The sequence below is a fragment of the Bartonella sp. AA86SXKL genome (assembly GCF_042196885.1).
In genome coordinates, this window is the sequence record NZ_JBHIRE010000001.1 from 1 (window position 1) to 23,608 (window position 23,608).

Consider the following 23,608-nt stretch of genomic DNA (forward strand, 5'->3'; position numbering starts at 1 on the left):
GCAATTTTGCCATCTTTGACATTCAAAAGAGCAACTGGTCCTGTACTCTTACCGCCACCTAAAGTCACACTGTTATAATTAACGGTTTCATCTGCATTTTTATCGTAGAGGACAGCAAAAGCATTTGCTTCCTGAATATTGAAAACCTCCTTGCCAAGATCAGTAACCGTAGCTGATATATTAGTAACCTTATCGTTAATATGGACAATATCCTTTTCAACATCTGTAACACGCTCATTCGTCTTCCAAAGCTGCCTACCATTAATTGCATCATACGACTCTTCAGTAATTTCACCATCTTTAACATTGTGCAGAGCTACCTGCCCACCAGTCTTACCGCCACCTAAAGTCACACTGTTATAATTAACACTGCTATCACCATTCTTATCGTAGAGAACTGCAAAAGCACCACCCTCCTTAATATTGTTAATAGTATCAGTAATAGTTGCAATTTCACCATCGAGTTGTTTTTTATTAACGGCTTCATTGTCTCTCTCTGCGGCCTTTACACCAGAAATACTACGGTCTCCCCCACTGCCTGCAACATCAATTTTCGTACCATCTTTTTCCTTACCAATGGTGATAAGTTTCTGTTCTTCATCCCATTTAACAAGACCATTTCCTGCTATTTGATTTTTTACTTCATTCAGCTGTGCAACATTAACCGCATCAGTCTCTGCACTCCCCGCTGCCACTCCATAAACTTGTTTATTACCAGCAAAAATACCGCTACCAGTCATACGCGGACCACCAGTAATCACGAAACCAAGGTCGCTTAATTGGGTTTTTCCTGCTTGTACACGTCCAACTGTAATGAAGTCATTCAAATCAAATTCTACTGTTTTATCATCTTTTCTTACAATTTTAATGTTCTTGTTTTCATAATTCTCAAGTTCAGCTCCAGCAAAATTGACTGTTTCACCAGGCAGAATATCCACAGCAGCTTCACCGTTAACAGATAACTTCCATCCCCCTGCTCCTTCTACGACAGCTCTCATAGCTTTCAACTGTGCCACATTGACGGCATCAGTATCTGCAGTACCAGCCGCCAACCCAGTAATCTGGCGTGTTATACTACCGTCAGCTTTTCCAACACTGATTGCACTTTTTGTACTTTTCCATGCACCATTGTTTTGTTGTGAATTTTTGTTACTTACAGGATCATAACCAGCAACATTATTAACAACACTGGCAACGGAAGCTCCACCCAAAGCAACTCCGTCTCCAGCAATCACCTGTGCATTTGGACCAATTGCAATCGAATACTTTGTTTGAGCTTGAGCAGCATAACCTATCGCAATCGTATCTTGATCCTTCGCTTCTGCGTTATTCCCCATAGCAATGCCGTGGATACCGGTTGCAAGTCCACCAATAGCAACTGCTAATTCTCCTGATGCACTTGCCTTATAGCCTAGAGCCAAACTACTTTTACCAGTCGCTTTTGTACTTGAACCAACTGAAACCGCATTTTGCGCGCCGGCTTTAGCGGCATAACCTATCGCAATCGCATCTTGACCACCTGTAGCCGCGCTGCTACCAAACGCAATACTATCAATGCCATCTGCCTTTGAAAGCCCACCTATAGCGATAGACGATCTTTTTACCGTTTCCGATCCAATCCCTATGGCAACACTTGCCGCTCCATTCGCAAGAGCAGAAACACCAAAAGCTTGTGCTCCTCCACTCTTTGCAGTTGCACCCGCACCAAATGCTGTTGAATAATTCCCTGTTGCAGCAGATCCACAACCGGTTGCAAAAGAATACACACCATAAGCCTCAGGCATAGCACTCGTGCTACCACCTGTAAGCTTCCCCATATAACCAGTGCTGCTGTTGCTCGTATTACTATCACCACTCCAAGTGACCTTATCAGTGGTCACGCCATAAGGATAACGACCAGAAAAATTTGTATTTTTGGTAAATCTATCATATTGCTGCTCTGCGGTTATTTGATTAGTACTAGCAATTGACTCCTGTTGCTTGCCACCACGACCAATGACATTATCCACACCACAGTAATTATCATCACCCGCAAAAATAATACTGCCATGGCTACCATGGTCATAAGACACACCAGAACCACTCGTGCTCATAGTTTTGTCACCCGTTATCGCGAGATTCGAAGCAACAACAGGAGAAACACTCGATAAGAGTGTGGCCATTGCCGCGCTGAGAGAAAAAGCTTTAATTAAATTTGGTGGGGAATATTTTTTTTTCATAAGAATCTCCTCCTACAGAGTTCAACATCATCACAACGCGTGAAAACACACATGGCAAACCCCTTAGTTTGCGCACTTCAAAAACCAATAAATCAAGAAAAACCCCTCCCATCGACACCGCTATTTATTACGGCACCGCCCTAAAATCTTTGTGACAACATCGAATCTAGAAAAGTCCCCAACCCTTTTAGCTAGAGGGATTCAAGCTAAAAAATAAATAAAAACACAAAACTTTGAAAATATACTGTTATCTCCATTCAAAAATACTGCGATTTATCTCTTAACAAAAATAGTTTCACTAAAGAGCAATTCTACTTTTCAAATAAAGCGCATCAGAAGAATGGCAAGAGTGTAAAAATTATTTTTTATAAATTTATAAAAATACTTCTCAATAACTTAGCTGTTCTTATAAGCACAAATTTATGATTTTTTAACTTATAGCATAATGTAATAATGACGATTATCATGATAATCTCACTTTTTGTTGCGAGGTAAACTGTTTCAATATATTATACATCTCTTTGAAAGAAATCTGTCTTAAATATAATGATGCACGCTCTGTAAAAAGTTTTAACGTGCTCATCTTATCATCTTCATAAAAAGACAAAAGCGCGCCTATAAATAGTCTTTCGTTCTTCTCTCTTATATATCTGTTACCCTTCTATAGGAACAAAACATCGTCATTGTATTTTCACTGTTGTCCGTATCTTTTCTTCAACCAACAAATATTTCAGGAATGGCACTATATTAGCTTCTTTTTGAAGAAATTTTGTTTGTATCACTACTCGTCATTCTTTTTATGAACCATTTTATCTTTAATCAGAGAAATATATTGATTTATAATGATAGTTTCTCGTTTTTCAGATCGAATAAGAGACTCGAAGATCGTGAGATTTTCACATTCCAAACTTGGTTATACAGCAGAAAATCAAAAAAGTTTTATTTTTTTTAAAGGCTGTTCATTCGTATCTTATGAAATTCTAGATGTGCTTTTCAGTTTCGATTTTACGCTTTAAATGTAATTTTAAAAGTGGCAAAGTGGCTTCGACTTCTTCTATATCATTGAGGTTTTGAATAAGCTCTTGCAATCTTCCATAAAGCTCTGCTGCTAATTCCGCAACATCTTCAGGAGAAAGTGTTATTTTTGCATCATGATAGGTCGTATAAACTAAATGTCCAAGCTTTTTCATCAGCCCAACAGGTATCGCTTGCGGTTTAAAACCAGCTGCTTTTGCCTTTGCCATATCTGAAAACATCTCGCCATTTCCCGTTACTAGCCAATCTAATGAAACACCACAAATTTCTTGATATTTGGAGAGCGCAGAGGCTGTAGGCTCACTTATACCAGTTTCATAAGTTCCTATAGAGCCAGCAGTGATACCAAGATGTTCAGCAAACTGCTTACGCTCTGTAAAACCAAGAGCGTGACGCACTTCACGAAAACGTTTTGCCAACTCAGTTTTAGGTTTTGCTTCCGGACGAGCCAAAAAAACACTCCAGAATCAATATAATTGCTGACTAAATAATTATATTGATTTATATCTATTATTACTGCCCCTTAAGAAGAGCAGTTATCACATACATAACCCCACAAAAACGGATGTTACAGCATCCATTTAAGCAGGAGCGAAAATTATGACAATTACAAAAAAATGCAATCGCCGTGGTACTTTTCTGAGCTGCGCCCCTGTAATATAACCTTGGAAAAACTCAAGCCTATCAGAGGCTATTTTCCAGAGTCAAAAACATTTGGACACAGGCCAATGAAAAAACTAAATGCGCCACTGCCAACTCTATCAGTTTGCATGCCAAGCCAATTCTTGCCAACTGCTTTCTCAAAAGTTGCAGTCATATTCTTTCAAAAGCAAAAAGCCTAATACGATTCTCTTCATTTCATGCTGTGCAATATACCACTGAAATCTTATTACAAAAATATGCTAATGCATTTCCCATAGGTTTTTATAAGGTAAAAAGTTTATCAATGTCTAAAAATCAATATAAAATAGGCAAAATAATTGGTATTCTACAAAAAACGAGATTATCACTCGTTATTAAAAAGTTAGACGTTTACAAACCCTGTTTGCTTATTTTATATATTAATGGCACTGATTTAGCTGTAACTGGTAATAGAGATTTCAGGGTGTTTGGTTTATCGTCAGAATACTCTTCCTCTACGCATATTAAAAGCCTTTTGGCAATGTATTTTAAATGCTATAAATTCTATAGTAAACACATTGCCATCCATATTTACAATTGGGCGCTTCAAAATCTTGGAGTAATAAAATCTTTAATAGGCTTTGATTTAAAAGCGCGTATTTTGCAGAAAATTGACAAAACCATGAGGTTCGTATACATGGCAATTCTAAGTGATGATAGTGGAGTGATACTTAAAAAAGCTGCATGGAAACCCGCAACGTTGAGGAATTAAGCATGACCTCTTTATGCGATAAAGAATTATCTGATACACTGGTTGGTCTTTATGACGACTATCAACGCGGTTTCGACATTGGAGAAGAGCTTAAATTGTGCGTGGATTTGGCGTTATCTCTTGAATTGGAACTCAGTATTCACCGTTTAAGTGAAACAGATGCTGTTTTAAAAAAAGAGATTGTGCAAACCTTGCATCGTCGTAGAAATACTCATTCCAATGAAGATGAAATTGATACAATTTTTCATATGGATTTTGAAAAACAAAAATAATACAATACTCTCCCCATGTAATACGATATTCCCTCATCGCTTTACTTTCTACTACGCTTAAACAAAAAACTTTCAAGAAGATTTAAAGTGTTACGTTTTCGTCTTCTTAACAACAGTGAGATGAATTAAAGAAACGCATCAATTCTTTTAGATCATTATCAAAAAATAGAGAGTATTCTCTAGCATACATCAATTTATGCTTTGTTCATTAAGCACCAACTTTTACATTTTCTCAACTCTCCTTTAAAAGCAAAATATGAAATGTGCTGCAGCGTAAATGTTTAAAAATAGCGTATATTGACCACTCTTAAACGTAATTTATTGTTTTTCATGTTTATAAAACAGCACTATGAGTATTCCAACAAACGCAACAATGCTTTGAAAAAAATATATCGATTGAGGTGATATGTTACTGTTATCGCTTGCCATGATGAGATAGACTCCGAGGATCAAGCATCCAGAGATACCATTAAAACTTGCCTGCAATCTTCCTTGGTATTCAGGATCACAAGAGAGTTGTGATAAAGAAATCGAAAGAGCCCAACTCGAAAGTCCAAATCCAATCATAAAGTAAACAGGAAAAACAACAAAATTGTATGTATTAACAGATAAAATAGCGAGGCCAATAGCCATAAAAGCTAATAAAATGGCTAATGTTTTCCTTATGGACAAAACTTTACAAAGAAGTGGTGAAAAAAACGCACCTGTCAATACGCCCATAGAATAAAGCACCTCCAATATTGCAAAGATCCTGCTATCCGCATGTAAAACCTCTTGTATATAAGGAACGAGAATAACAGGAATGGTCATCAAAAGAGTCATAATAATCATCTGACTTATATAAGGTACAAAAAGAGCCGGATTCTGTTTAAAATAATGAAGGCATTCTGTATAATTTTCCCACCAATTTTGCTGGTTTTGTTTTTTAGATCTTCGGTTTTTAGGTACCTTCATTGCAAAATTAAATAAACCAGCAATGATAAAGAATATACCACCTATTAGAAGAGTTCCTTTTGTTCCTGCATAGGATAGTATAAATCCACTTAAGCCCATACCTACGATAGTGCCAAGTTCATAAACCATATCGATGGTCGCATTTGCATTGATGAGCTGTTCCTTCAGCACAATACTTTGAATTAAAGAAATAGCTGATGGCATATAAAAAGGGATAAAAATACCCAAAAGAGCAGATAAGACCATCAATTCAATTTCTATACCAAAATGCCAAAGCATTACCCAGCTTACGATTACCAAACCTCTCGCAAGATTTGAAATAATAATCTGCGTTTTACGGTTATATTTATCTGCCAATATGCCAAAAATAGGCGCAAAAATAATGCTAGGCGTCCAAAGAAAAAGCATCATCAACGCTACACCACGGATTGAGCCCGTCTGATTGTAAGCGATCCATGACAATGTAATATAATTTAGTCCACTTCCAAATGTAGCAAATAAGCCGCTCAAAGTAAAATAGAGAAAAGTTCTATTTTCAAATAAAGCAATGCGTTCCTTCAAATTTGAAGTGAACATAAATTATCCTCTAAAATGAATACCAGTCGATATGCATAATACATCCTGTTTAAAAACAGGCATTCTTACAATTTTCATTTTAGATCATTAAATTTAAGAAAGCAAAATTTCTTTTTTGAGGCTTTTACAATCTTTGTGCTGTTGTATGATTAATTCTTCTATGAAAACAGAACATTTATGGACAAAAACAAATTTAATATTTTATGTGCGTTTTATTCAGAAGCTACACCTTTATACATATGTGAAACAATTTTACGGTATGGAAGCTTCACTCACATCATTGCCCTTATTATTCCGTGCACTAAAATATGTTCGAGTATATCCTTCCATGTCGTTCTTCTATCACCACACTTCGTCTCTAAAAGAATAAACATACTATTATCCTCACAATAAATACTGCTAACTTTTCTACTCCCCTTCTCTAAATCTTTTAAAACAAGCCCATTACAGTTAGTTTTCTAATTAAAATATATAACGTAATATCTTCCTGAGCAGTTAAATTATTGCAATCATATCTCTAAAGTTTCAGATTTAGAGTACAAATACATAAAGGAGGATTTATCGTGGATAACTTGATTAATAAATGATTTTATTCATAATCAAAACAAACCTTATTTATATGATGTCGTATTTGATGATGAATTAAAGAAATAGGAGCAGTTCCATCAATTGTTATAAACTGCTCATCTATTTCCGATAACACTTTGTATACTTTGTAAACTTTTTCAATAAAAGAGAGTTTTTCTTCGTATTTTAAGTTTAAACCATCCCTTTTCTGCAACCGTTCCAGTATAGTAATGGGCGGATCAGCTCTATCTTTTCTCAAACCACTGCCCTCGCTATAAGCATTTGATATCCGATCCCGTCAAAAAGCAGCAGAGCAATTCTTGGAAAACATCGCTGAGATATTGAAATATGCCTTGCAAAAGCGTTTAAATCAAATGTTTCACTATATTTTTCGGTATATTCATAAACTGAAATTAAGAATATTATAATAAGACCTCAAACAACGACGACGCCCAAATCAGCCGTAATAAAGCCTCCTAAAACTGAACCAATAATACCTCTCTATCAGACAGACTACCATGTAAAGGTTTTAATACAATACCTTAGCGCTAATGCCATAAATGTTTCTGATAGATAACGAAGTTTATTGTCACAACAACATCTAACAACGGTCAATAGAAAAACCTAAACCTTGAGTATAAATAAAATCAACTTGAAAGCGCAAAATATATCTCTAGGACATAGTTATATTCGTTATCTGGCTTTCCCCTTATTGGCAAGCCTCCGCAACAGACGCAGTAAAAATACCAGCCTCTATCGCTATTCATTCTCCTGAATAATAAGCTATCACTACCATAAACATCAGCGTTCAAATTTTTCCTACCGAAAAAACTTGACATGCCCAGTAATATGTGTGTATTCATTATTTGTAAACATGATGTGTGCTGATTTATAATACTGCGTGTTTTTAAGAGATTCCGAAATGGGGGGGGATAATGTGCACAAGAAACTGATGTTTCGGTTTTATGGGCTTGTTGTCTTGCTATATCTTTCTGATATGGTTTTATTTTTAAGTAATCTGTGGAATGCTTATCGCATAACATCCTCATCGGTTTTCCTAGGCGTAACCATGGCTTTGGGCACCATTATGCCCTATCTTTTGAAAAAAAGCGGTCTTGTGCGCATTAAAGCCTCATTGCGGTTGGTCGATTTATACAAAAGGCGAATCATTATCTATAGCCTTCTTTTATTGATTGCACTTTTCCATTACGCTGATTCCCCCTTTGGTTTTATCGCTGTCTCTATCTCTATCGGCTATCTCTCTTTGATTACCTTAAGCACACTCGAGACTTATAATACTAAACTAGCACTTAGTGGTTATATTAGCGCCCAAAAGGCTTCCCGCATTATGCAAACAGTGGTGCAAATTGGCGCCTTTTTGGGAGCAGCATTGAGTGGTTATCTCTTAGAAGCGACCAGCCCTCGAGGGGCAGCGGCTGAAATTGGCTATAATGGTTTGATTGTGACACTTTGTTTGTTTGACATCATTATAAGCCTTATAGCCGGATATATTATCTTTTGCGATGAATACAATGCTACAGATACCACAGCACCTGCAACCGATAAGAAGACAGCACCTATACCGCAAGCGGATGGACTCTCCCGTGAGCTTAAACTTTTATGCGTCTGCATAGGGCTTATTGGCTTTCATATTTGCGCTTATAATACGCTGGCAACCATTCTTTTTCAGAGTGTGAAAAATTTTGGCTCTGAATATTATGGACTTTGCAGTGCGGTTGCGGGCATGGGCGCTTTTTTGGCTGCTTTTATCAAAATCCCTCGCTTTGAATTTATTCTCCCAGCCCTTATGTTGAGCGTGGCTGATCTTATTTTTAGCACCACACAATCGCCCTATTTGGCTGTGGTCTTTTGCTTTTTTATTGGCTTTTCAATGAATACCATGCGAATTAATGCCCGCAAACATACGATTGAAGCGACTAAAACAGAGGCTCAAGCAGAGCTGGTGGGAAGCTATAGCGGTATGCTTTATACTCTCTCCCAATCGGCAGGTTATGTTATCCTTGGTCTTCTTACAAGCTCTGCCCTTATGGGTCCTCAAGCAGCTGTTTATCTTCTCCCCCTTATAGGGCTAATAATCTTTATTTATATTCTTTTCCTTTTATTGCAGCGGAACAAAGTATGAAAAAACCTATTCTTATTGTCGACCCTTTCTCCACGGGTGCCCTCTATGCCCCTGCTTTGCAAAAATTAGGCTATGCTTGCTATGGTGTTGTCTCTCAACAAGCTCCTTTTTCACACTATATGCTTTCTTATCAGGGAGAGGGCATGGCAGAAGCGAAGCTTCATAGTGTAGATGAGATAAAGAAACGCTTTCCTATCGGCGCGATAGAGGCCGTGGTCGCAGGCGCCGAAGGGGGTATTTATTGTGCAGATCAATTGGCGGCTTATTATGGTTGTCTTGGGAATAACCCCTTGACTACCGATTGGCGACGGAAAAAAGCAGCGATGCAAAAACGCCTTTGTGAAAATGATTTATCTTACATCCGATCAAAGATTCTTACAAAAAACGATTGTACTCTCGATGATTTTGAAAGCCACAGCGGCTATGTGGTAAAGCCGAATGATTCTGGTGGAAGCGATGGTGTTTTGTTTTTCTCCAGCCGTGAGAAAGTGGCGGCATGGTCCTCTAGAATCGACTGGACACAAAAAAATATTTTTGGCGCACCTAACGATGCTTATTTGCTCCAAGAAAGATTGGAGGGAGAGGAATACATCGTCGACGCCGTTGTAAATGGAGAGGCTATAAAGATATGTAGTTTGTCACGATATAAAAAAGGTATTCATAATGGAAGTACTTTTGTTTATGAAACGCTTGATGTGCTTGATGCTCAAGATCCCTCTTATGCCCCTCTTATCTCTTATGCAAAACAATGCATTCGCGCACTGGGGATTGAATATGGACCTGCGCATATGGAAATCATGCAAACAGCTCGTGGTCCAGTAATGATCGAAGTAGGAGCCCGTCTCCACGGAGGAATTGCACCCACCTTGTTCGCGCATTGCTATGAAGATGATTTACTTGAAAGCTCCGTTAACCTTATTGCAGGCGTGTTTTCGCAAACCCCAAGTCGCTTTAAGAAAAAAGGGCGTATTATCTTCCTTATCAACGAGATCGACGGTCATATTATAAAAGATGTTAACGTATGGCGGCAAAAGCTTCATTCTTGGGAAAATGTGGTTCATTTTACGCTCTTTTTTAAAGAAAACGAGCCCCTCCCCCTAACCATCGATTTAAATACCTGCCCTGCCATTATAGCAATTTGGGGACACAGTGATGATGAATTATCAGCTTTGGAGAGGGTCATTCGTAGCAATTTCTTATAAAATACAACAATTGGGAGGAAAACATGGATTCAGCAGCGCAAATAATTGAAAATATAGACAAATATGAAAAATGGAAGCAGGTCGTTTTTAAAGAATTCGATGCAACCATGAATAACACAATTAGACCTTTTCCCTGCCTATTCGGTGTAAATGGATACTCAAAAAATATGCTTAGATTTGGGTTCTACAATAAGTTGACCGCAAAAAATATGATGGAAGACCTGATAACTTATTGCGATAACTATAAAAGTTTTGGAAAGAACACATCTTTTGTTGCATTCGAGAAGCCTGCCCCCGTACAAAGTATCGAAGTTTATAGAGAAAAATTCTTGTCTATACTTAAAGATTTGCGAACTCTTGATGACCAAGAATGGCCTAAGCATATACCAAAAAATATGGACAATCCTTTATGGGAGTTCTGCTTTCATGGCGAGCCTATGTTTATAGTTTGCAATACCCCATCCCATATAAACAGAATAAGTAGGAGAAGTTCTACATTTATGTTAACTTTCCAGCCTAGGTGGGTTTTTTCTGATCTGCTCGATACAGAACAAAAAGCAAAAAATGCATTCTCCGCTGTAACAAAAAGACTTGAACCTTTTGATATTATAACAAAATCTCCTTTTTTAGGAAAATATGGCGAACCCCAAAATAGAGAATGGACGCAATACTTCCTGCAAGATAATAATATTGAATCCCCACCTTGCCCATATCACATAATGGAGCACGATAATGACTAAATTTTCTAAAATTAAATTAAATAAAAATATCTATGATATATTCAAAATGATGCTTCCAGAGCAAGGATCAATAGAGATACAAAGAGATTTTCCCAAAAAAAATACACGATTGGCATATTCACCAGGTCGATGAAACTCTCTTAATTATAGAGGGAGAGTTAGATTTTTTCTATAGCGAAAAACATATAACCTGTACACCAGGAGATATTATACATCTACCTGCCAATACAAGGCACAAATCAATTGCGGCAGATGTAGGATGCATATATGCAATTGCTACAGAAAATCTCACTATTGGAGATATTAGAAATGGGTAACCGCACGCTCTTTAATGGATTCTTTCTCATACAGGATTTTATTCTTTTACTCCTGCTTCCCATAATGCGCCCATAGATTCTGCGGAAAATAAGGCTATGAAGTTTACGTCCTCTACCCAAACCAACGTAGAAACTTTTCAGAAACGACATTTTACAGTACAAAATAGAACGTTATTCTTTAGGAATAAAAAATGGATCAAGCTTAACGGATTAAACAAAAAGGAAATAATTTTGTTTACAGCTTTATTGTCGAGCATTCACGAATGGATTCTGGTATTATCTCTATCTGAAACTCCCTACAAGCATGAAGCAGAAAAGTTATCAAGCATATTTAGTATACCTAATGAAAACTGCTATTACCATGCGTGATGGCTCTAAAATGTAGATGGATTTGAATTTTTAAATAATTTTTAACTATTACATCACTTTATTTTCATACTTTTTAAATAATATTCAATAACTTAAGTAAAATAAATATTTTTATTTTGGGTTTTGTTGTGTTGTTAATCTAAAGCATGTGAAGAGAATATATTAAAGAATTAAAATATTTATATATCGAAATTGAAGATGTCCTATTTTACCCAAAAAAGAACTATTATGACATAAGTGAATTTAGCTATTAATCTTTTGTTGCCAACAAGTGGAAAAATGATGCTGAATGTAGAAAAAATTGCATAAGAACCTTTAACAAAAATGATTAAAATTTAGATAGAATTACAAGGTATAAAATAGAATTTATTCCATCAGCGCTGCAATTTTTTCTGGTTAATTTATTCTACCAATATCATTAAAGCTTTCTTCTAATGACATCGTCTATCATTGGAGGGAGATATATGATTGTTTTTCGAATTGTGACAGCACACAAATTTCATGATTTATTTTGTCCATTAAAAGATGTTTGTTAGTTGAGTAAGTTAAAAAAATACATAGAATTCCGTATAATGAAGTGTGTATGTATAAAACTTCTCAGGATGATCGTATTAATAGCAATGTTAAAGGGGGGCTTTTTTTGGAAAAATTGTAAAGAAATTATGAGTATCTCTAGGAGAAAAAACTCTGATTTTTAAAACAGAGAGAAACATTGATTATAACAGCTTATTAAGCTAAACGCAGAATATTTATCCTAATAATTGATGGTTAATTGTAACGGGATAGTTTTTTGATAATCATAAAGAAAAAGGTATAGAGCGTGTTTCTTTTAGTTAAGAAAGAGTGTTGCTCATTTTTTTTCTAAAAGTAAGCAACTTCAAAGCTAATTTTTTGTTCTTATAGTGGTGAGAAAATAATTGTCGAAGTCAGTGAAGGGAAGCTTCCAATAGATTGTTACAAAGTTTAATAAAAGTTGGAATACTTAAAAATTCTTTAGTTTCTATTATGATTTAAGAATACCAGGTTAGGATACGGAGAATTCAAGAGCTCAAAACTTTGTGATAATATTGGTTTAGAATTACATCTTGTTCATTCAGACGAGATGAGCCAATTATTATATGTCATAGAGACATATGGATGGAAAATTTAAAAAAAGCTTATCCAGAATCTGACTTAAAGGTTATTGGAACTTTAGTAGTAAGATTGGCTTGGTCTCATGTTTCTCAAAAATTAGCAACCAATCTTGTTGTGACTAGACTAAATTTGGAAGATCTGCTCACTGAGCGTTTTTATAATATTATGAAATGATAAAAATATTAATATTTCTTCTTGTCCGGGACATGAAGCCGGTGCTATTTGTATTTATTATCCGTTGCACCATTGTCCGAAATATATTTTAAGTGGTTGTCACTTGAAATATGCCTTGGAAAATTATTTGGCAAGAGAGCGTACCTATATGTATTGGAAAGTAATTTCCTATTATTTGTCTCAATCTATGGGCACAACGTTGCCAAGTATAGAATTCATGCTGACAGATGACTTTCAAAAAATAAGTGCCTATAACGCATTTGAACTAAACTTTTATGAAAAACTGGAATTTAGTACCGAACCATATTCGACAATGGAGAAAATCATAAAATGGCTTGAGTCTCTGTTTAAGAGGGAGGAGGTTATTGCGTAATTCTGTTTTTCTTATGACTGTGATTGGTTGTTTGACGAGTTTTTGTGCTAGTGGTGTATTATCTATTGGCCTTTCTTTGTTACAATTCCAAGATACAACGGGAGAAGCGTCTGCTACTTTAAATGTCGTTAATTTAATCGCAATTGGAATTGCTGGCTTATGTTTGGGAAATGTGTTGGCGTACTATCAAGGCTTTATAATTGGGTTTTATAGTCAAATTATTTGCGCTTGTTTATTGTCTTTCTTATTATTTATGAACAATCCGGTACTTATTTTATTTGTATTTTTTTTACTTGCTCTCTTGATGGGGGCTGATAACCCAAATAACAATAGTGCCTTGAATCAGCTGGTTCCAGCTCCCAAACAAAAAGCTGGAATTTTTGCATTTTACACTAGTTGCTGTCAGTTTTTTGTTATTATATCCCCATTGCTTATATATTTTATAATTGCGCATTTGGGGCACAAAATAGCCATAGCCTTTATTGTATTTATCTATCTTTTGAATGCCTGCTTATGGTTTCGTATAAAGTCTATACAACAACTAAACAGAGCAAAAGAGCTATTAAAAAAGCCATCTCAAAAAGCTTATGGAGTTGGGTTCAGGTGCCTTTGGCGGATTTCTGCGTTGCGTTTTTTAACGATTAATCGTATTTTGAATAATTCTCTCTATACGGGGACTATTGTTTTATTGCCACTTGTTCTTGCTTCTATAACATCAGATAATATAAAATTTACAGCTATTCAAAATTCTATTTTTGCTTTTTCAGCACTGGGTTTTGTGATCAATGGTCTTATCTCATCTTATTATTTACGGAAATTTCCATCTTTAATTCGTTTTTTTGTATGGGGGGCACCGGCTTTTGCCGTGATCGCAATCTCTTTTGTTTTATATTTAAATTTTACTCAATATTCCCTTTATATTATGGGTTTTTTATTAGGTATTGGGCAATTTTATTTTAGGATATCGGGAATAACAATTGGACAAGCTATAACACCTAGTGAAAATTTAGCCGAGGTGATTTTGGCAGGCGATGCCAGTGTACGCATCATAACAGCTTTATTTTCTATTGTGCTTTTATATGCAGGAAATTTTTTTTCATTTTCTATATTATACATCCTATGTGTATTTATAGGCTTTTGCGCCCCTTTATTTATTTTGCACGGACTATCTATTTACATACAAAGCTTAAAGATAAAAGAAAGCGCCACATGAATGATATTCAATTATTACGTCAGCCTTTTTTTGATTATCGTATAGATAAAAATTTTGTACAAATATTCATGACATTAATTTTAAATAAGCACATTGCGTGAGAAAAGCTGAGGTGTTCGTTACCTCTCATGTGGATAAAACGCATTTAGCCCGTTAAGCAACGAAATTGCAAATAGCACTATGATCACCATTAATTCTAAAAGCTCTACCAGAAGTTAGTGATAATGGCAAAAATCCTTTAATGATATTTGAAGAGATCGTTTATGCTAGATCAGGTTATCTAAAGATCGAGAGGAGAGGAGCTTAAAAAGTATAAAATTCATGGAAATTCAACAGCAATTTCTAGGTGTACATAATGATAGGTATAGATCGACGCGAACTGGTCAAATTCAAACAATAAAAAATCCTGCAAATGCTGAGCTTTTTAAACTATGTCATATCAAGCATATGAAAGTTCGTTTTAAATTAATGGCGGAGAGAGAGGGATTCGAACCCTCGATATGGTTTCCCATATACACGCGTTCCAGGCGTGCGCCTTCAACCACTCGGCCACCTCTCCAGAAGTTTGCACTATACCCAGAAAGAAATAACGTGCAAGTCTAAACTATACATTCAAAACCCAAAAAACAAATTCATTTATTAAAGTAAGAGCTTTTATCTGTTGAATAACAAGCACATCCCTTCTTTTTAAGAAAAAACTTTTTTCGTGGATAGGTTTGTAGAATACAATAATGAGAATAAAAAGATTGTCACCAGTTATAAACTTTCATGCTCATTTACGCACTTTCTGCTTCACAAAAAAATACTTCTCTTAAAATTGGCATACAGTCCATAGTTTTACACAACCAAATAATTAAAATCACTTACTTATACGTCATAGGAAGGGATGGTATGTGGGGAAAGAACATTTTAAGAGAGGATAAGTGGCTCTTATGCATTTTCTTAAATAGCACGAATTTTTGCAACATTGAGAGCTGTAAAATAGTGTGATGGTGTCAGTTTTCTCTTTCATAGGATTATATAATAAGCCCTACTCTAAATCCTCTATTCAATTTCACACTTCTATATTTAGTTGATACTAAAGAAAATAAAATTCAGAAAAAAACTTTGCATTTTTAATTTAATATGTATGAATATATTTTATTTTCTGAAATGAAAAAATAGTCTCATTTTGATCAAATACAAAATAATAAAAATGCAAACCTGTTTTCATTTTTACCATATACTTTTAAATTCAGCTTTACAGTTTTCAAAATATCTAAAGTAATCTCAATTATTTAAAAGAAATTACGTATTACTTCATACTTTTGATTATCGCATTCTTTAAGCGTGATATGGTCTCATCACAAAACAGAATACTCTAAAAATACTATTTTCTTTCTCATCCACACGTTTGTAAAAAAACATCTCTTAAAGCTTGCCACATCTACCTCATACGGTATCTATGAATGGTATAAAATCTATTGGATAGCATCATCTTTCCTTAAATAAAAAGTAAAAGCCAAGTACTATCAAGCTATTTGTCGCCTAATGTTAAAATATCTATTGCTATTTGAGAGAATGCATAAAAGGAATTTATTCTTTCTTAGAGTGTTTTTATCCATACATTACTCCTCCTTGTAATGTATAAAAGAGTAATTTTTATTAATTAAATATAGAGAACTTTAAAACGAAAAAACCCTACAATATTCAGGGTTCTCATTATGTAAAACGATAAATTACCACTATAAATTAATATACTGTATTAATGTTTTACAGCACTAAAGATCTGATTAGTCTGCAAAATGAGCTCGTTCTTTCCCCTTAATGTTCTTTATCACCTTATATCCTTGCTTAGAGCACGTACAGCTCGTGCAGTTTCACATTGTAATGCTTTTTGTGCTAAAATTTTCATATCTTCAAAACTATGAGTCTGTAAACACGCCTTTACTGGAGAAATATCGCAAGATATCATAGAAAGCTCATTAATTCCCAATCCAGTCAAAATCATTGCACCAAAAGGATCTCCAGCCATACCACCACATACACTAACCCAACACTTATGTTGTGCAGCTCCCTGAATAGTCTGATAAATCATACGCAAAACTGCTGGATCAAGGCTATCAGCTTCAGACACAAGGTACGGATTTTGCCGATCAACAGCCATTGTATACTGTGTTAGGTCATTGGTTCCAATTGAAAAAAAATCAACATGGGCGCTCAATACATCTGCCATAATGGCCGCTGCTGGAACTTCGATCATAATACCAAGTTTTAATTTTGGTGCATTAATATCGTTGCGGATTTCTTCTGCAATCTTTTTTATAGCGACAATCTCTGAAACAGACATGACCATCGGAAACACAATCCATAGATCTCCACCCTCTTTTGCCGCTCGATATAAAGCACGTAATTGAGGCACAAAAAGATCACGTCGACGTAACAAAAGCCGCGTTCCTCGAACACCTAAAAAAGGATTGTCCTCTTTAGATAAATGTAAATGCGTAACCTGTTTATCTCCACCAATATCAAGTGCACGAATAATTAATGGCTTATCTCCTACAGCTGTAATCATCGCCCGATATATATTAAATTGTAGCTCTTCATCCGGAATATATGGATTCTCTAAAAACAAAAATTCCGTGCGCATGAGTCCAACACCTTCAGCCCCTAAATCAAGCGCAACAGGAACCTGATTTGCGTAGTTGACATTAGCCATGATACGAATTCTTTGACCATCTGTCGTTTGCGCTGGTAATCTACATGCATTTATTTCACTGACACGTTTTTGCGCAACAGTATCAATATGCCTTTGAGCATCTTCAACGTCTTCAAGCGTAGGATCAAGATAAATAAACCCGTTATCGCCATCAATAATAGCCTGAATATCAGACTGAATTGCTAAAATATCATCACCTGTAGCAACAACCATTGGAATACCAAGAGTACGCGCCAAAATAGCTGTATGAGATAATGGACCTCCCCATGCTGTTGCTAATCCTTTTACCCTTGTACAATCAAGTTGTGCTACATCAGAAGGAGAAAGGTCATTTGTAACCAGAATTACACCATGTGGAATATCATTTAAAAAGAACGATCTATAGGATGGATTGATTTCACCTAAAACACGTCGACCAACATCAACTAAATTAACAGCACGTGCTGCTAACAAAAGATTATCTACCTTAAAAAACATATCTGAAAATTGACGAACCGCTCTATCCCAAGACCAAGCGACACCATGACCTTCCGCTATAAAACGACAAGCTTGAGCTATTAAATTTTCATCTTCAAGCAAAACCATTTGCGCAGAAAAAATCGCAGCAGAATCTGCTCCCATACGCACTGTAATATCAGAAATCACAGATGCCATTTTATGTTTTGTTTTTGTAAGAGCATTTTCAAGACATGCTGCACCAGCTGCAAAATCAATTGGCTGATCTATTATGGAAATATCATTTTGCCTTAAAACAAAAATCTTACCAAATGCTAATCCTGAACTCGCTCCAACACCAGAAATGCCTTTTTGCATAGAGCGTGGATACCAACCATGAAAAGCCTTTGTTTGAGATTCCATTGCTCTCATCAGACATTTTTCACTAATACTCACTTTTTTTGCAATAGCAATGGCATCATTGAGAAGTTGTGCTCCTTCTGCAGCATCTGTAGAAAAAATCAGAACATCACCATTTTTTGCTCCTAATTGCAATAAACCAACCAAATTTTTCATTTCAACGGTATATTGACCATGGCGAACTCTGATAGAGTTTTGAGCCTTTTTCGCAAAATCAACCCATAGAGAAGCTGGTCGTGCATGAAGACCACTTGGATAATCTAAAGTCCATTCCTGACACACCGAAAGGTCACCAATAAAAGTTTTTTCTATCTTCATCTCTTGGTCAAACAAAGTTGTAACAATTTGCTGTTTGTCCATAGTTGTTGCAAGTACTTCAAGCTGTTTTTTATCAAATAAAAGAGACGTCAATTTTTTACAAATTTCTCTATAGCGATCTGGACACGCTGCAATGGCAATAACCAAATATGCTTTCTTGCCATCCTGCCACTCAACACCAGCAGGCACCTGTATAACAGCAACAGCATCCTTGATAATTAAATCACGATTTTCAGCCATACCATGAGGAATGGCTATACCATTTCCAAGCCAAGTATTGGTTGTTTCTTCACGTGCAAGCATACTTGCCAGATAACACTTATCAACTGCACCAACCTGCACAAGCAATTCAGCAGCAGCATAAATTGCATCATTTTTATGATCAAAAGCAGCTGCAAGTTGTACAGATCTTATAGACAAGATTTCACCATCAGTAAAATCTACATTCATTGTTTCTGCTTTCTCATATCTCATCATGAATTCAAATTGCCTCACATTTGAACACCAATATCTCTGATACATTCCTTTTCAAAGCTGCATTTCCCAAAATACAAGCTATAAATACCACCACAGCTCTCTTTATATTCTACAGAATATAGCTAAGTGAGGTGCTTAAATACCTCAATATAACCGATAAAACAATTAGATATTATTATCCACCTAAGTGCTTAAAACCATCATAAACAAGTCTGCCTCTTACTCTTTTACTTTACAAAGACAAAACCCCATTTTTTACAGCACCAATCACCTGAAAAACTATGCTTTCAAAATGCTCTCATTATCCTAAGTTATCCAACATAACTTTTCATTATTCTCCCTACAAGAAAGCATCCTTCCTAATCATCCGTAACTTCAGCTAATATTTTAATTGATTCCTCAAAGTTTATTTAACCTATTATCCCTCTTTATAAATTCATTACATAATTACAAATTGCTCCATGCAACTTATCATCTTTATTCCGTGCTACCCATCTCTTATGATATCAAACTCTCGATATATAATATTTATATATTTTAAGCTACACCTTTACTTCAATCAATATCGCAAATACACAATGCCCTCTGTCGCACATTTGCAAAGTACGACATCCCCCCCAAGCACCATCACCAACTACTAAAATCAAGAAAAACTCTACAAATAAGATAAATAAAGTAAAAAATGAAAAGCAATTATTGCCTTAACCCTAGCTCTTATGCTTGTTTATTTTCAACAATACACAATAATAGTGAAATCAGAAAAAATATTCTTGAAGGGCGCTGATTGCACGTTGGTTATTTTTATATCTTTAAACACCGTACTCCTTAAAAATATAATTTCACTCTCGATTTACCGAAAATTCCTTAATGCACGTCACTTTCAAAGTAGTTTTGACTACCTTCTTATGGATTTTTATCCCTATGTCTTTTTAAATGAATAGCCCCACCTATCCACACTACCACCTAAAAACAGTATGACAACTCATCAATACCACAATGCCGATAAAAAGACCCATCTTTATCAAAATGATTACATCAATAATGCTCTCATTAAATTTCTCATAATTTTCTGAAAACAAACTGCTTCTCTTATAAGAAATTACTCAACGCTTCTTCATACATAAAAAGAAAGTCTCTCCTCACTGATTATTATACAGAAACTTATCAATAAACTCTATCATAATATCAATATGTTCAGTATTTAAATACTAACATAACAGCGCACAAACTTTTTCCCTCATTGAGAAAAGCCATTTCCCCAATTCTACCTTTTTATCTTCTACATTTATTATAGTACCAACGCAAAAAGGGAAAGATGAGATTCATCTTTCCCTTTGAATACTTATAAAACCACAACTACAATTCAATGAAATCCCGTTGATGGCTAGAGAGTGTTACAGATTACTCTGCTGCCTCCAGCATAGGAATGACTGAAACATAGGAACGATTACCCGCTTTGCGTTGAAAAGAAACCTTTCCATTTGATAATGCAAAAAGCGTATGATCTTTTCCAATACCAACATTGTTACCAGGATGCCAACGTGTACCACGCTGGCGAATAATAATATTTCCGGCAATAACGGTTTCACCACCAAATTTTTTAACGCCTAGACGTTTCGATTCTGAATCACGACCATTACGCGAGGAACCACCAGCTTTTTTATGTGCCATAGACGCTCTCCTTTAATCTTTCTTACTCTTTGATGCTACAGACGCTTTCTTCTGCGGCGCAGTCTTTTTTTCAACCGTTTTTTTAGCCGTCTTCTCAACAGAAGCAGCAGCTTTTGTTTCTTGTGGTGTAGTTTCTTCTTCTTTTATAGGTTTCGCAGCAACTTTTTTAGGTTTTGAACCACCCATTAAAATTTCTAAAACACGAAGCCTCGTAAATTCTTGACGATGGCCACGCGTGCGTTTAGAATTTTGGCGACGGCGCTTCTTAAATGCGATAACCTTGCGCCCACGTGCCTGTTCTAAAATCTCAGCTGTCACCAATGCATCAGCAACGACAGGGGTACCAATAACCGCATTACCTTCTTGCCCAACCATTAATATGTCATTGAATTCAACAACATCACCCGCATTTCCACTAACTTTTTCAACTTTTACCACTTGATTAGCAACAATGCGGTATTGCTTACCACCAGTTTTAATGACTGCGAACATTTTTTATCCTTCCGTTCACTCCAGCTCTTATTTAATTTCTGCCTTGAAATAAGGGAAAATAGGCTGCTTTTTATCAGTCGTAATAGATCCCAAAGAAGGATAAAACCTTCTTCAACACAAATATGCGCAGATTTCCCCACGCTTATATTTTGTATATATGAAGGAATTTCTATTCTCTGTCAATAAAGTCCCATAAAAAAGAAAAAAAGGTTGTACCAAAAACAATTGAAGGTTATCTACCCCTTATACACTCAAATAGCGCCAATTTTTGTTTCACTTTATTATGGAGAGATGGCTGAGTGGTTGAAAGCACCGCACTCGAAATGCGGCATAGGGGCAACTCTATCGGGGGTTCAAATCCCTCTCTCTCCGCCACAGTTTATAAAGCGATATTGTAGCTTGTGTAGCTTGACAGCAGGTTTTGTGTATGTAGCTTGCCAGCGGGTTTTGTATAATTTGCCACTAGGTTTTGTACCAATTTATTTTTTTCGAAGGATTTTAAGGGGGGTCTCAAAGGGTCTTCAAAGACCTCTCAAAGGTCTTTATCGTTTTTGCGAATAAATTCTCATTTTTACAATTTTTGCACTTTTTTGATTTTCTGTTACATAAATCTAATCCAGATAATAAGAGAACGTATAGTAAAATTAAAGAATTATCTCATATTTCTCTCTCATTCTACTTTTGCTTAGTTAGTACAAAAACTACTGTAAAATTATATTTATTTTGCACGTCTTGCTTGAATATGTGCTAGCAACCCTAATGTTGAACTATCACGATTATCCGCTTTACTTTCTCCACGAAGAATTGGTAGTAACTCGTTTGCTAATTCTTTACCAAGTTCAACACCCCATTGATCAAATGAATTAATATTCATTAAAATCCCTTCAACAAAAGTGCGATGTTCATAAAGCGCAATAAGACGACCGAGTGCAAAAGGTGTTAATGAATCTTGAACCAGCGTAATGCTGGGACGGTTTCCTTTAAAACTTCTATGACGTGCTAAATGGTCTGCTTCACCCTCATCAACTCCATTTTTTATCAAGATATGCCGAGCATCTTCAATACTACGCCCCTTCATCAAGGCTTTTGATTGTGCTAAACCGTTTGCTAGCAACATCTCATACATAGAATGTAATTTTTTCTCATGCCCTTTTATAAATAAAATAAATTCTACAGGAATAATATCTGTTCCTTGATGCAGAAGCTGAAAAAAAGCATGTTGACTATTTGTTCCTGAATCCCCCCAAACAATTGGACCACTTGAAAAACTTAATGGTTTTCCATCCAGCGAGACTTGCTTACCATTTGATTCCATATCAAGCTGTTGTAAATAAGCTGGAAAATGTATTAAACGCTGTGCATAAGGAATGATAGAACGTGATGAATAACCACAAATAACACGATGCCAGAATCCTAAAAGAGCAAAACGAATAGGAATATTTTTATGCAAAGGCATTGTTTTAAAATGTTGGTCCATTTGCAATGCACCATTGAGAAATTGGCGGAAATTTCCACCACCTATTGCAAACATAACAACAAGTCCAATGGCTGACCAAATTGAATAACGTCCTCCCACCCAATTCCAAAATTTAAAAACTCTTGTGGAATCTATGCCAAATTCTGCTACTTTATCAAGCGCACTTGAAACAGCAACAAAATGCGTACCAATGGCTTCTTCTCCTAAATGTGAACAAATCCACTGACGTGCAACTTGAGCATTGACCATTGTTTCAGCCGTTGTAAAAGTTTTAGAAGCAATGACAAACAGCGTTGTTGCTGGATTCAAAATAGAGAGAGTATCAGAAATATGGGCACTGTCAGCATTAGAAACAAAATGACACTGTGGACCATCATGATAAGGTTTTAAAGCATATGTGACCATTGCAGGACCAAGATCAGAACCACCAATACCAATATTGACAATATCACTTATTCTCTCGCCACTGTTTCCCTTATAGCTGCCATCACGCACCTTTTCAGAAAATCTTTCCATATCTTCAAGGACGTCTTGAATATCGCGAATAAGATTATGACCATCCAACATGAAAATTTCATCAGCAGGTAAACGTAACGCAATATGAAGAACTGAGCGTTTTTCAGTTGTATTAATAGCCTTACCAGAAAACATTGCGTCACGCCGGCCTAACACATCTGCTGCGACAGCTAAATCATCTAGAAGTTGCAATGTTTTAAATGTCACACCACATTTTGAAAAATCGAAAAGAAGATCATCAAGTCTGAGGGAAAAATGGGAAAAACGCTGTTCATCTTCTACAAAATGCCGACGAATATCATAGACCCCATCCTTTGCGGCATGGTTTCTTAAAGCTTTTAATGTGGCTTCAAAAGCCATTTCATTTCGAATCGAAAAGCTATCTCCCATAAGCTTATCCTATACGGTTATTGATAATGAAAT

General features: G+C 35.9%; 15 protein-coding genes, 2 tRNA genes and 1 pseudogene. 9 read left to right on the forward strand and 9 right to left on the reverse strand.

Features of this window, described 5'->3' with window-relative positions; translation table 11 throughout:
* Together ACFIO5_RS00005 and ACFIO5_RS00010 are read right to left on the reverse strand one after the other, a co-directional pair.
* Window positions 1-2,219 (reverse strand): annotated as a pseudogene (locus ACFIO5_RS00005) (hypothetical protein); the annotation flags it as partial.
* 980 nt (window positions 2,220-3,199) lie between these two features.
* Window positions 3,200-3,706, reverse strand: a complete 507-nt coding sequence (locus tag ACFIO5_RS00010) for a helix-turn-helix domain-containing protein (RefSeq protein WP_375705036.1) — start codon at window positions 3,704-3,706, stop codon at window positions 3,200-3,202.
* Window positions 3,707-4,200: 494 nt separating this feature from the next.
* On the opposite strand from ACFIO5_RS00010, the gene ACFIO5_RS00015 reads away from it, so the two are divergent.
* Together ACFIO5_RS00015 and ACFIO5_RS00020 are read left to right on the forward strand one after the other, a co-directional pair.
* Entirely contained in the window at window positions 4,201-4,647 is a 447-nt protein-coding gene (locus tag ACFIO5_RS00015; RefSeq protein ID WP_375611456.1) for a hypothetical protein, read from the forward strand.
* Between the two features lie 2 nt (window positions 4,648-4,649).
* Window positions 4,650-4,919 carry a hypothetical protein gene (locus ACFIO5_RS00020; RefSeq protein WP_012754562.1) on the forward strand — a complete coding sequence of 90 codons (270 nt, stop codon included), beginning with the start codon at window positions 4,650-4,652 and terminating at the stop codon, window positions 4,917-4,919.
* A gap of 318 nt (window positions 4,920-5,237) precedes the next feature.
* Here the strand turns inward: ACFIO5_RS00020 and ACFIO5_RS00025 are convergent, their stop codons facing one another.
* Window positions 5,238-6,449, reverse strand: coding sequence for an MFS transporter (locus ACFIO5_RS00025; RefSeq protein ID WP_375632716.1), 1,212 nt, complete (start codon window positions 6,447-6,449; stop codon window positions 5,238-5,240).
* Window positions 6,450-7,038: 589 nt separating this feature from the next.
* The gene (locus ACFIO5_RS00030) at window positions 7,039-7,275 is read right to left on the reverse strand and encodes a nucleoside/nucleotide kinase family protein (protein ID WP_375632718.1); all 237 of its coding nucleotides are present in this window, start codon (window positions 7,273-7,275) and stop codon (window positions 7,039-7,041) included.
* Window positions 7,276-7,938: 663 nt separating this feature from the next.
* On the opposite strand from ACFIO5_RS00030, the gene ACFIO5_RS00035 reads away from it, so the two are divergent.
* The 6 genes from ACFIO5_RS00035 (at window position 7,939) to ACFIO5_RS00060 (ending at window position 14,681) form a co-directional block, all read left to right on the forward strand.
* Window positions 7,939-9,159, forward strand: a complete 1,221-nt coding sequence (locus ACFIO5_RS00035) for an MFS transporter (protein ID WP_375705037.1) — start codon at window positions 7,939-7,941, stop codon at window positions 9,157-9,159.
* The gene (locus tag ACFIO5_RS00040) at window positions 9,156-10,361 is read left to right on the forward strand and encodes an ATP-grasp domain-containing protein (protein WP_375632720.1); all 1,206 of its coding nucleotides are present in this window, start codon (window positions 9,156-9,158) and stop codon (window positions 10,359-10,361) included. The genes ACFIO5_RS00035 and ACFIO5_RS00040 overlap by 4 nt, the downstream gene beginning before the upstream one ends.
* Before the next feature lie 23 nt (window positions 10,362-10,384).
* The gene (locus ACFIO5_RS00045; protein ID WP_375632722.1) at window positions 10,385-11,101 is read left to right on the forward strand and encodes a YqcI/YcgG family protein; all 717 of its coding nucleotides are present in this window, start codon (window positions 10,385-10,387) and stop codon (window positions 11,099-11,101) included.
* 146 nt (window positions 11,102-11,247) lie between these two features.
* Window positions 11,248-11,418, forward strand: coding sequence for a cupin domain-containing protein (locus ACFIO5_RS00050; RefSeq protein WP_375632734.1), 171 nt, complete (start codon window positions 11,248-11,250; stop codon window positions 11,416-11,418).
* 1,506 nt (window positions 11,419-12,924) lie between these two features.
* On the forward strand, window positions 12,925-13,095 hold the full coding sequence (locus ACFIO5_RS00055; protein ID WP_375611449.1) for a hypothetical protein: 171 nt from the start codon (window positions 12,925-12,927) through the stop codon (window positions 13,093-13,095).
* A 365-nt stretch (window positions 13,096-13,460) separates the two neighbouring features.
* Entirely contained in the window at window positions 13,461-14,681 is a 1,221-nt protein-coding gene (locus ACFIO5_RS00060) for an MFS transporter (protein WP_375705038.1), read from the forward strand.
* Between the two features lie 469 nt (window positions 14,682-15,150).
* Here the strand turns inward: ACFIO5_RS00060 and ACFIO5_RS00065 are convergent.
* The 4 genes from ACFIO5_RS00065 to rplU form a co-directional block, all read right to left on the reverse strand.
* Window positions 15,151-15,240: transfer RNA gene (locus ACFIO5_RS00065), tRNA-Ser, on the reverse strand.
* Between the two features lie 1,257 nt (window positions 15,241-16,497).
* The gene (gene ptsP / locus ACFIO5_RS00070) at window positions 16,498-19,029 is read right to left on the reverse strand and encodes a phosphoenolpyruvate--protein phosphotransferase (RefSeq protein ID WP_375701151.1); all 2,532 of its coding nucleotides are present in this window, start codon (window positions 19,027-19,029) and stop codon (window positions 16,498-16,500) included.
* Between the two features lie 1,401 nt (window positions 19,030-20,430).
* Window positions 20,431-20,700, reverse strand: coding sequence for a 50S ribosomal protein L27 (rpmA, locus tag ACFIO5_RS00075; protein WP_100130483.1), 270 nt, complete (start codon window positions 20,698-20,700; stop codon window positions 20,431-20,433).
* 12 nt (window positions 20,701-20,712) lie between these two features.
* Window positions 20,713-21,192, reverse strand: a complete 480-nt coding sequence (rplU, locus tag ACFIO5_RS00080) for a 50S ribosomal protein L21 (RefSeq protein WP_375629522.1) — start codon at window positions 21,190-21,192, stop codon at window positions 20,713-20,715.
* A gap of 285 nt (window positions 21,193-21,477) precedes the next feature.
* On the opposite strand from rplU, the gene ACFIO5_RS00085 reads away from it, so the two are divergent.
* Window positions 21,478-21,567, forward strand: a tRNA-Ser gene (locus tag ACFIO5_RS00085).
* A 343-nt stretch (window positions 21,568-21,910) separates the two neighbouring features.
* Here the strand turns inward: ACFIO5_RS00085 and pgi are convergent.
* Window positions 21,911-23,575, reverse strand: coding sequence for a glucose-6-phosphate isomerase (gene pgi / locus ACFIO5_RS00090; RefSeq protein WP_375633709.1), 1,665 nt, complete (start codon window positions 23,573-23,575; stop codon window positions 21,911-21,913).
* Between the last annotated feature and the right edge of the window lie 33 nt (window positions 23,576-23,608).

What these genes read in the sequence shown, in the direction of transcription:
- ACFIO5_RS00015 (WP_375611456.1), top strand. Translation starts at nt 4,201, where the DNA reads ATGTCTAAAAATCAATATAAAATAGGCAAAATAATTGGTATTCTACAA.
- ACFIO5_RS00020 (WP_012754562.1), top strand. Translation starts at nt 4,650, where the DNA reads ATGACCTCTTTATGCGATAAAGAATTATCTGATACACTGGTTGGTCTT.
- ACFIO5_RS00025 (WP_375632716.1), bottom strand. Translation starts at nt 6,449, where the DNA reads ATGTTCACTTCAAATTTGAAGGAACGCATTGCTTTATTTGAAAATAGA.
- ACFIO5_RS00035 (WP_375705037.1), top strand. Translation starts at nt 7,939, where the DNA reads ATGGGGGGGGATAATGTGCACAAGAAACTGATGTTTCGGTTTTATGGG.
- ACFIO5_RS00040 (WP_375632720.1), top strand. Translation starts at nt 9,156, where the DNA reads ATGAAAAAACCTATTCTTATTGTCGACCCTTTCTCCACGGGTGCCCTC.
- ACFIO5_RS00045 (WP_375632722.1), top strand. Translation starts at nt 10,385, where the DNA reads ATGGATTCAGCAGCGCAAATAATTGAAAATATAGACAAATATGAAAAA.
- ACFIO5_RS00055 (WP_375611449.1), top strand. Translation starts at nt 12,925, where the DNA reads ATGGAAAATTTAAAAAAAGCTTATCCAGAATCTGACTTAAAGGTTATT.
- ptsP (WP_375701151.1), bottom strand. Translation starts at nt 19,029, where the DNA reads ATGATGAGATATGAGAAAGCAGAAACAATGAATGTAGATTTTACTGAT.
- rpmA (WP_100130483.1), bottom strand. Translation starts at nt 20,700, where the DNA reads ATGGCACATAAAAAAGCTGGTGGTTCCTCGCGTAATGGTCGTGATTCA.
- rplU (WP_375629522.1), bottom strand. Translation starts at nt 21,192, where the DNA reads ATGTTCGCAGTCATTAAAACTGGTGGTAAGCAATACCGCATTGTTGCT.
- pgi (WP_375633709.1), bottom strand. Translation starts at nt 23,575, where the DNA reads ATGGGAGATAGCTTTTCGATTCGAAATGAAATGGCTTTTGAAGCCACA.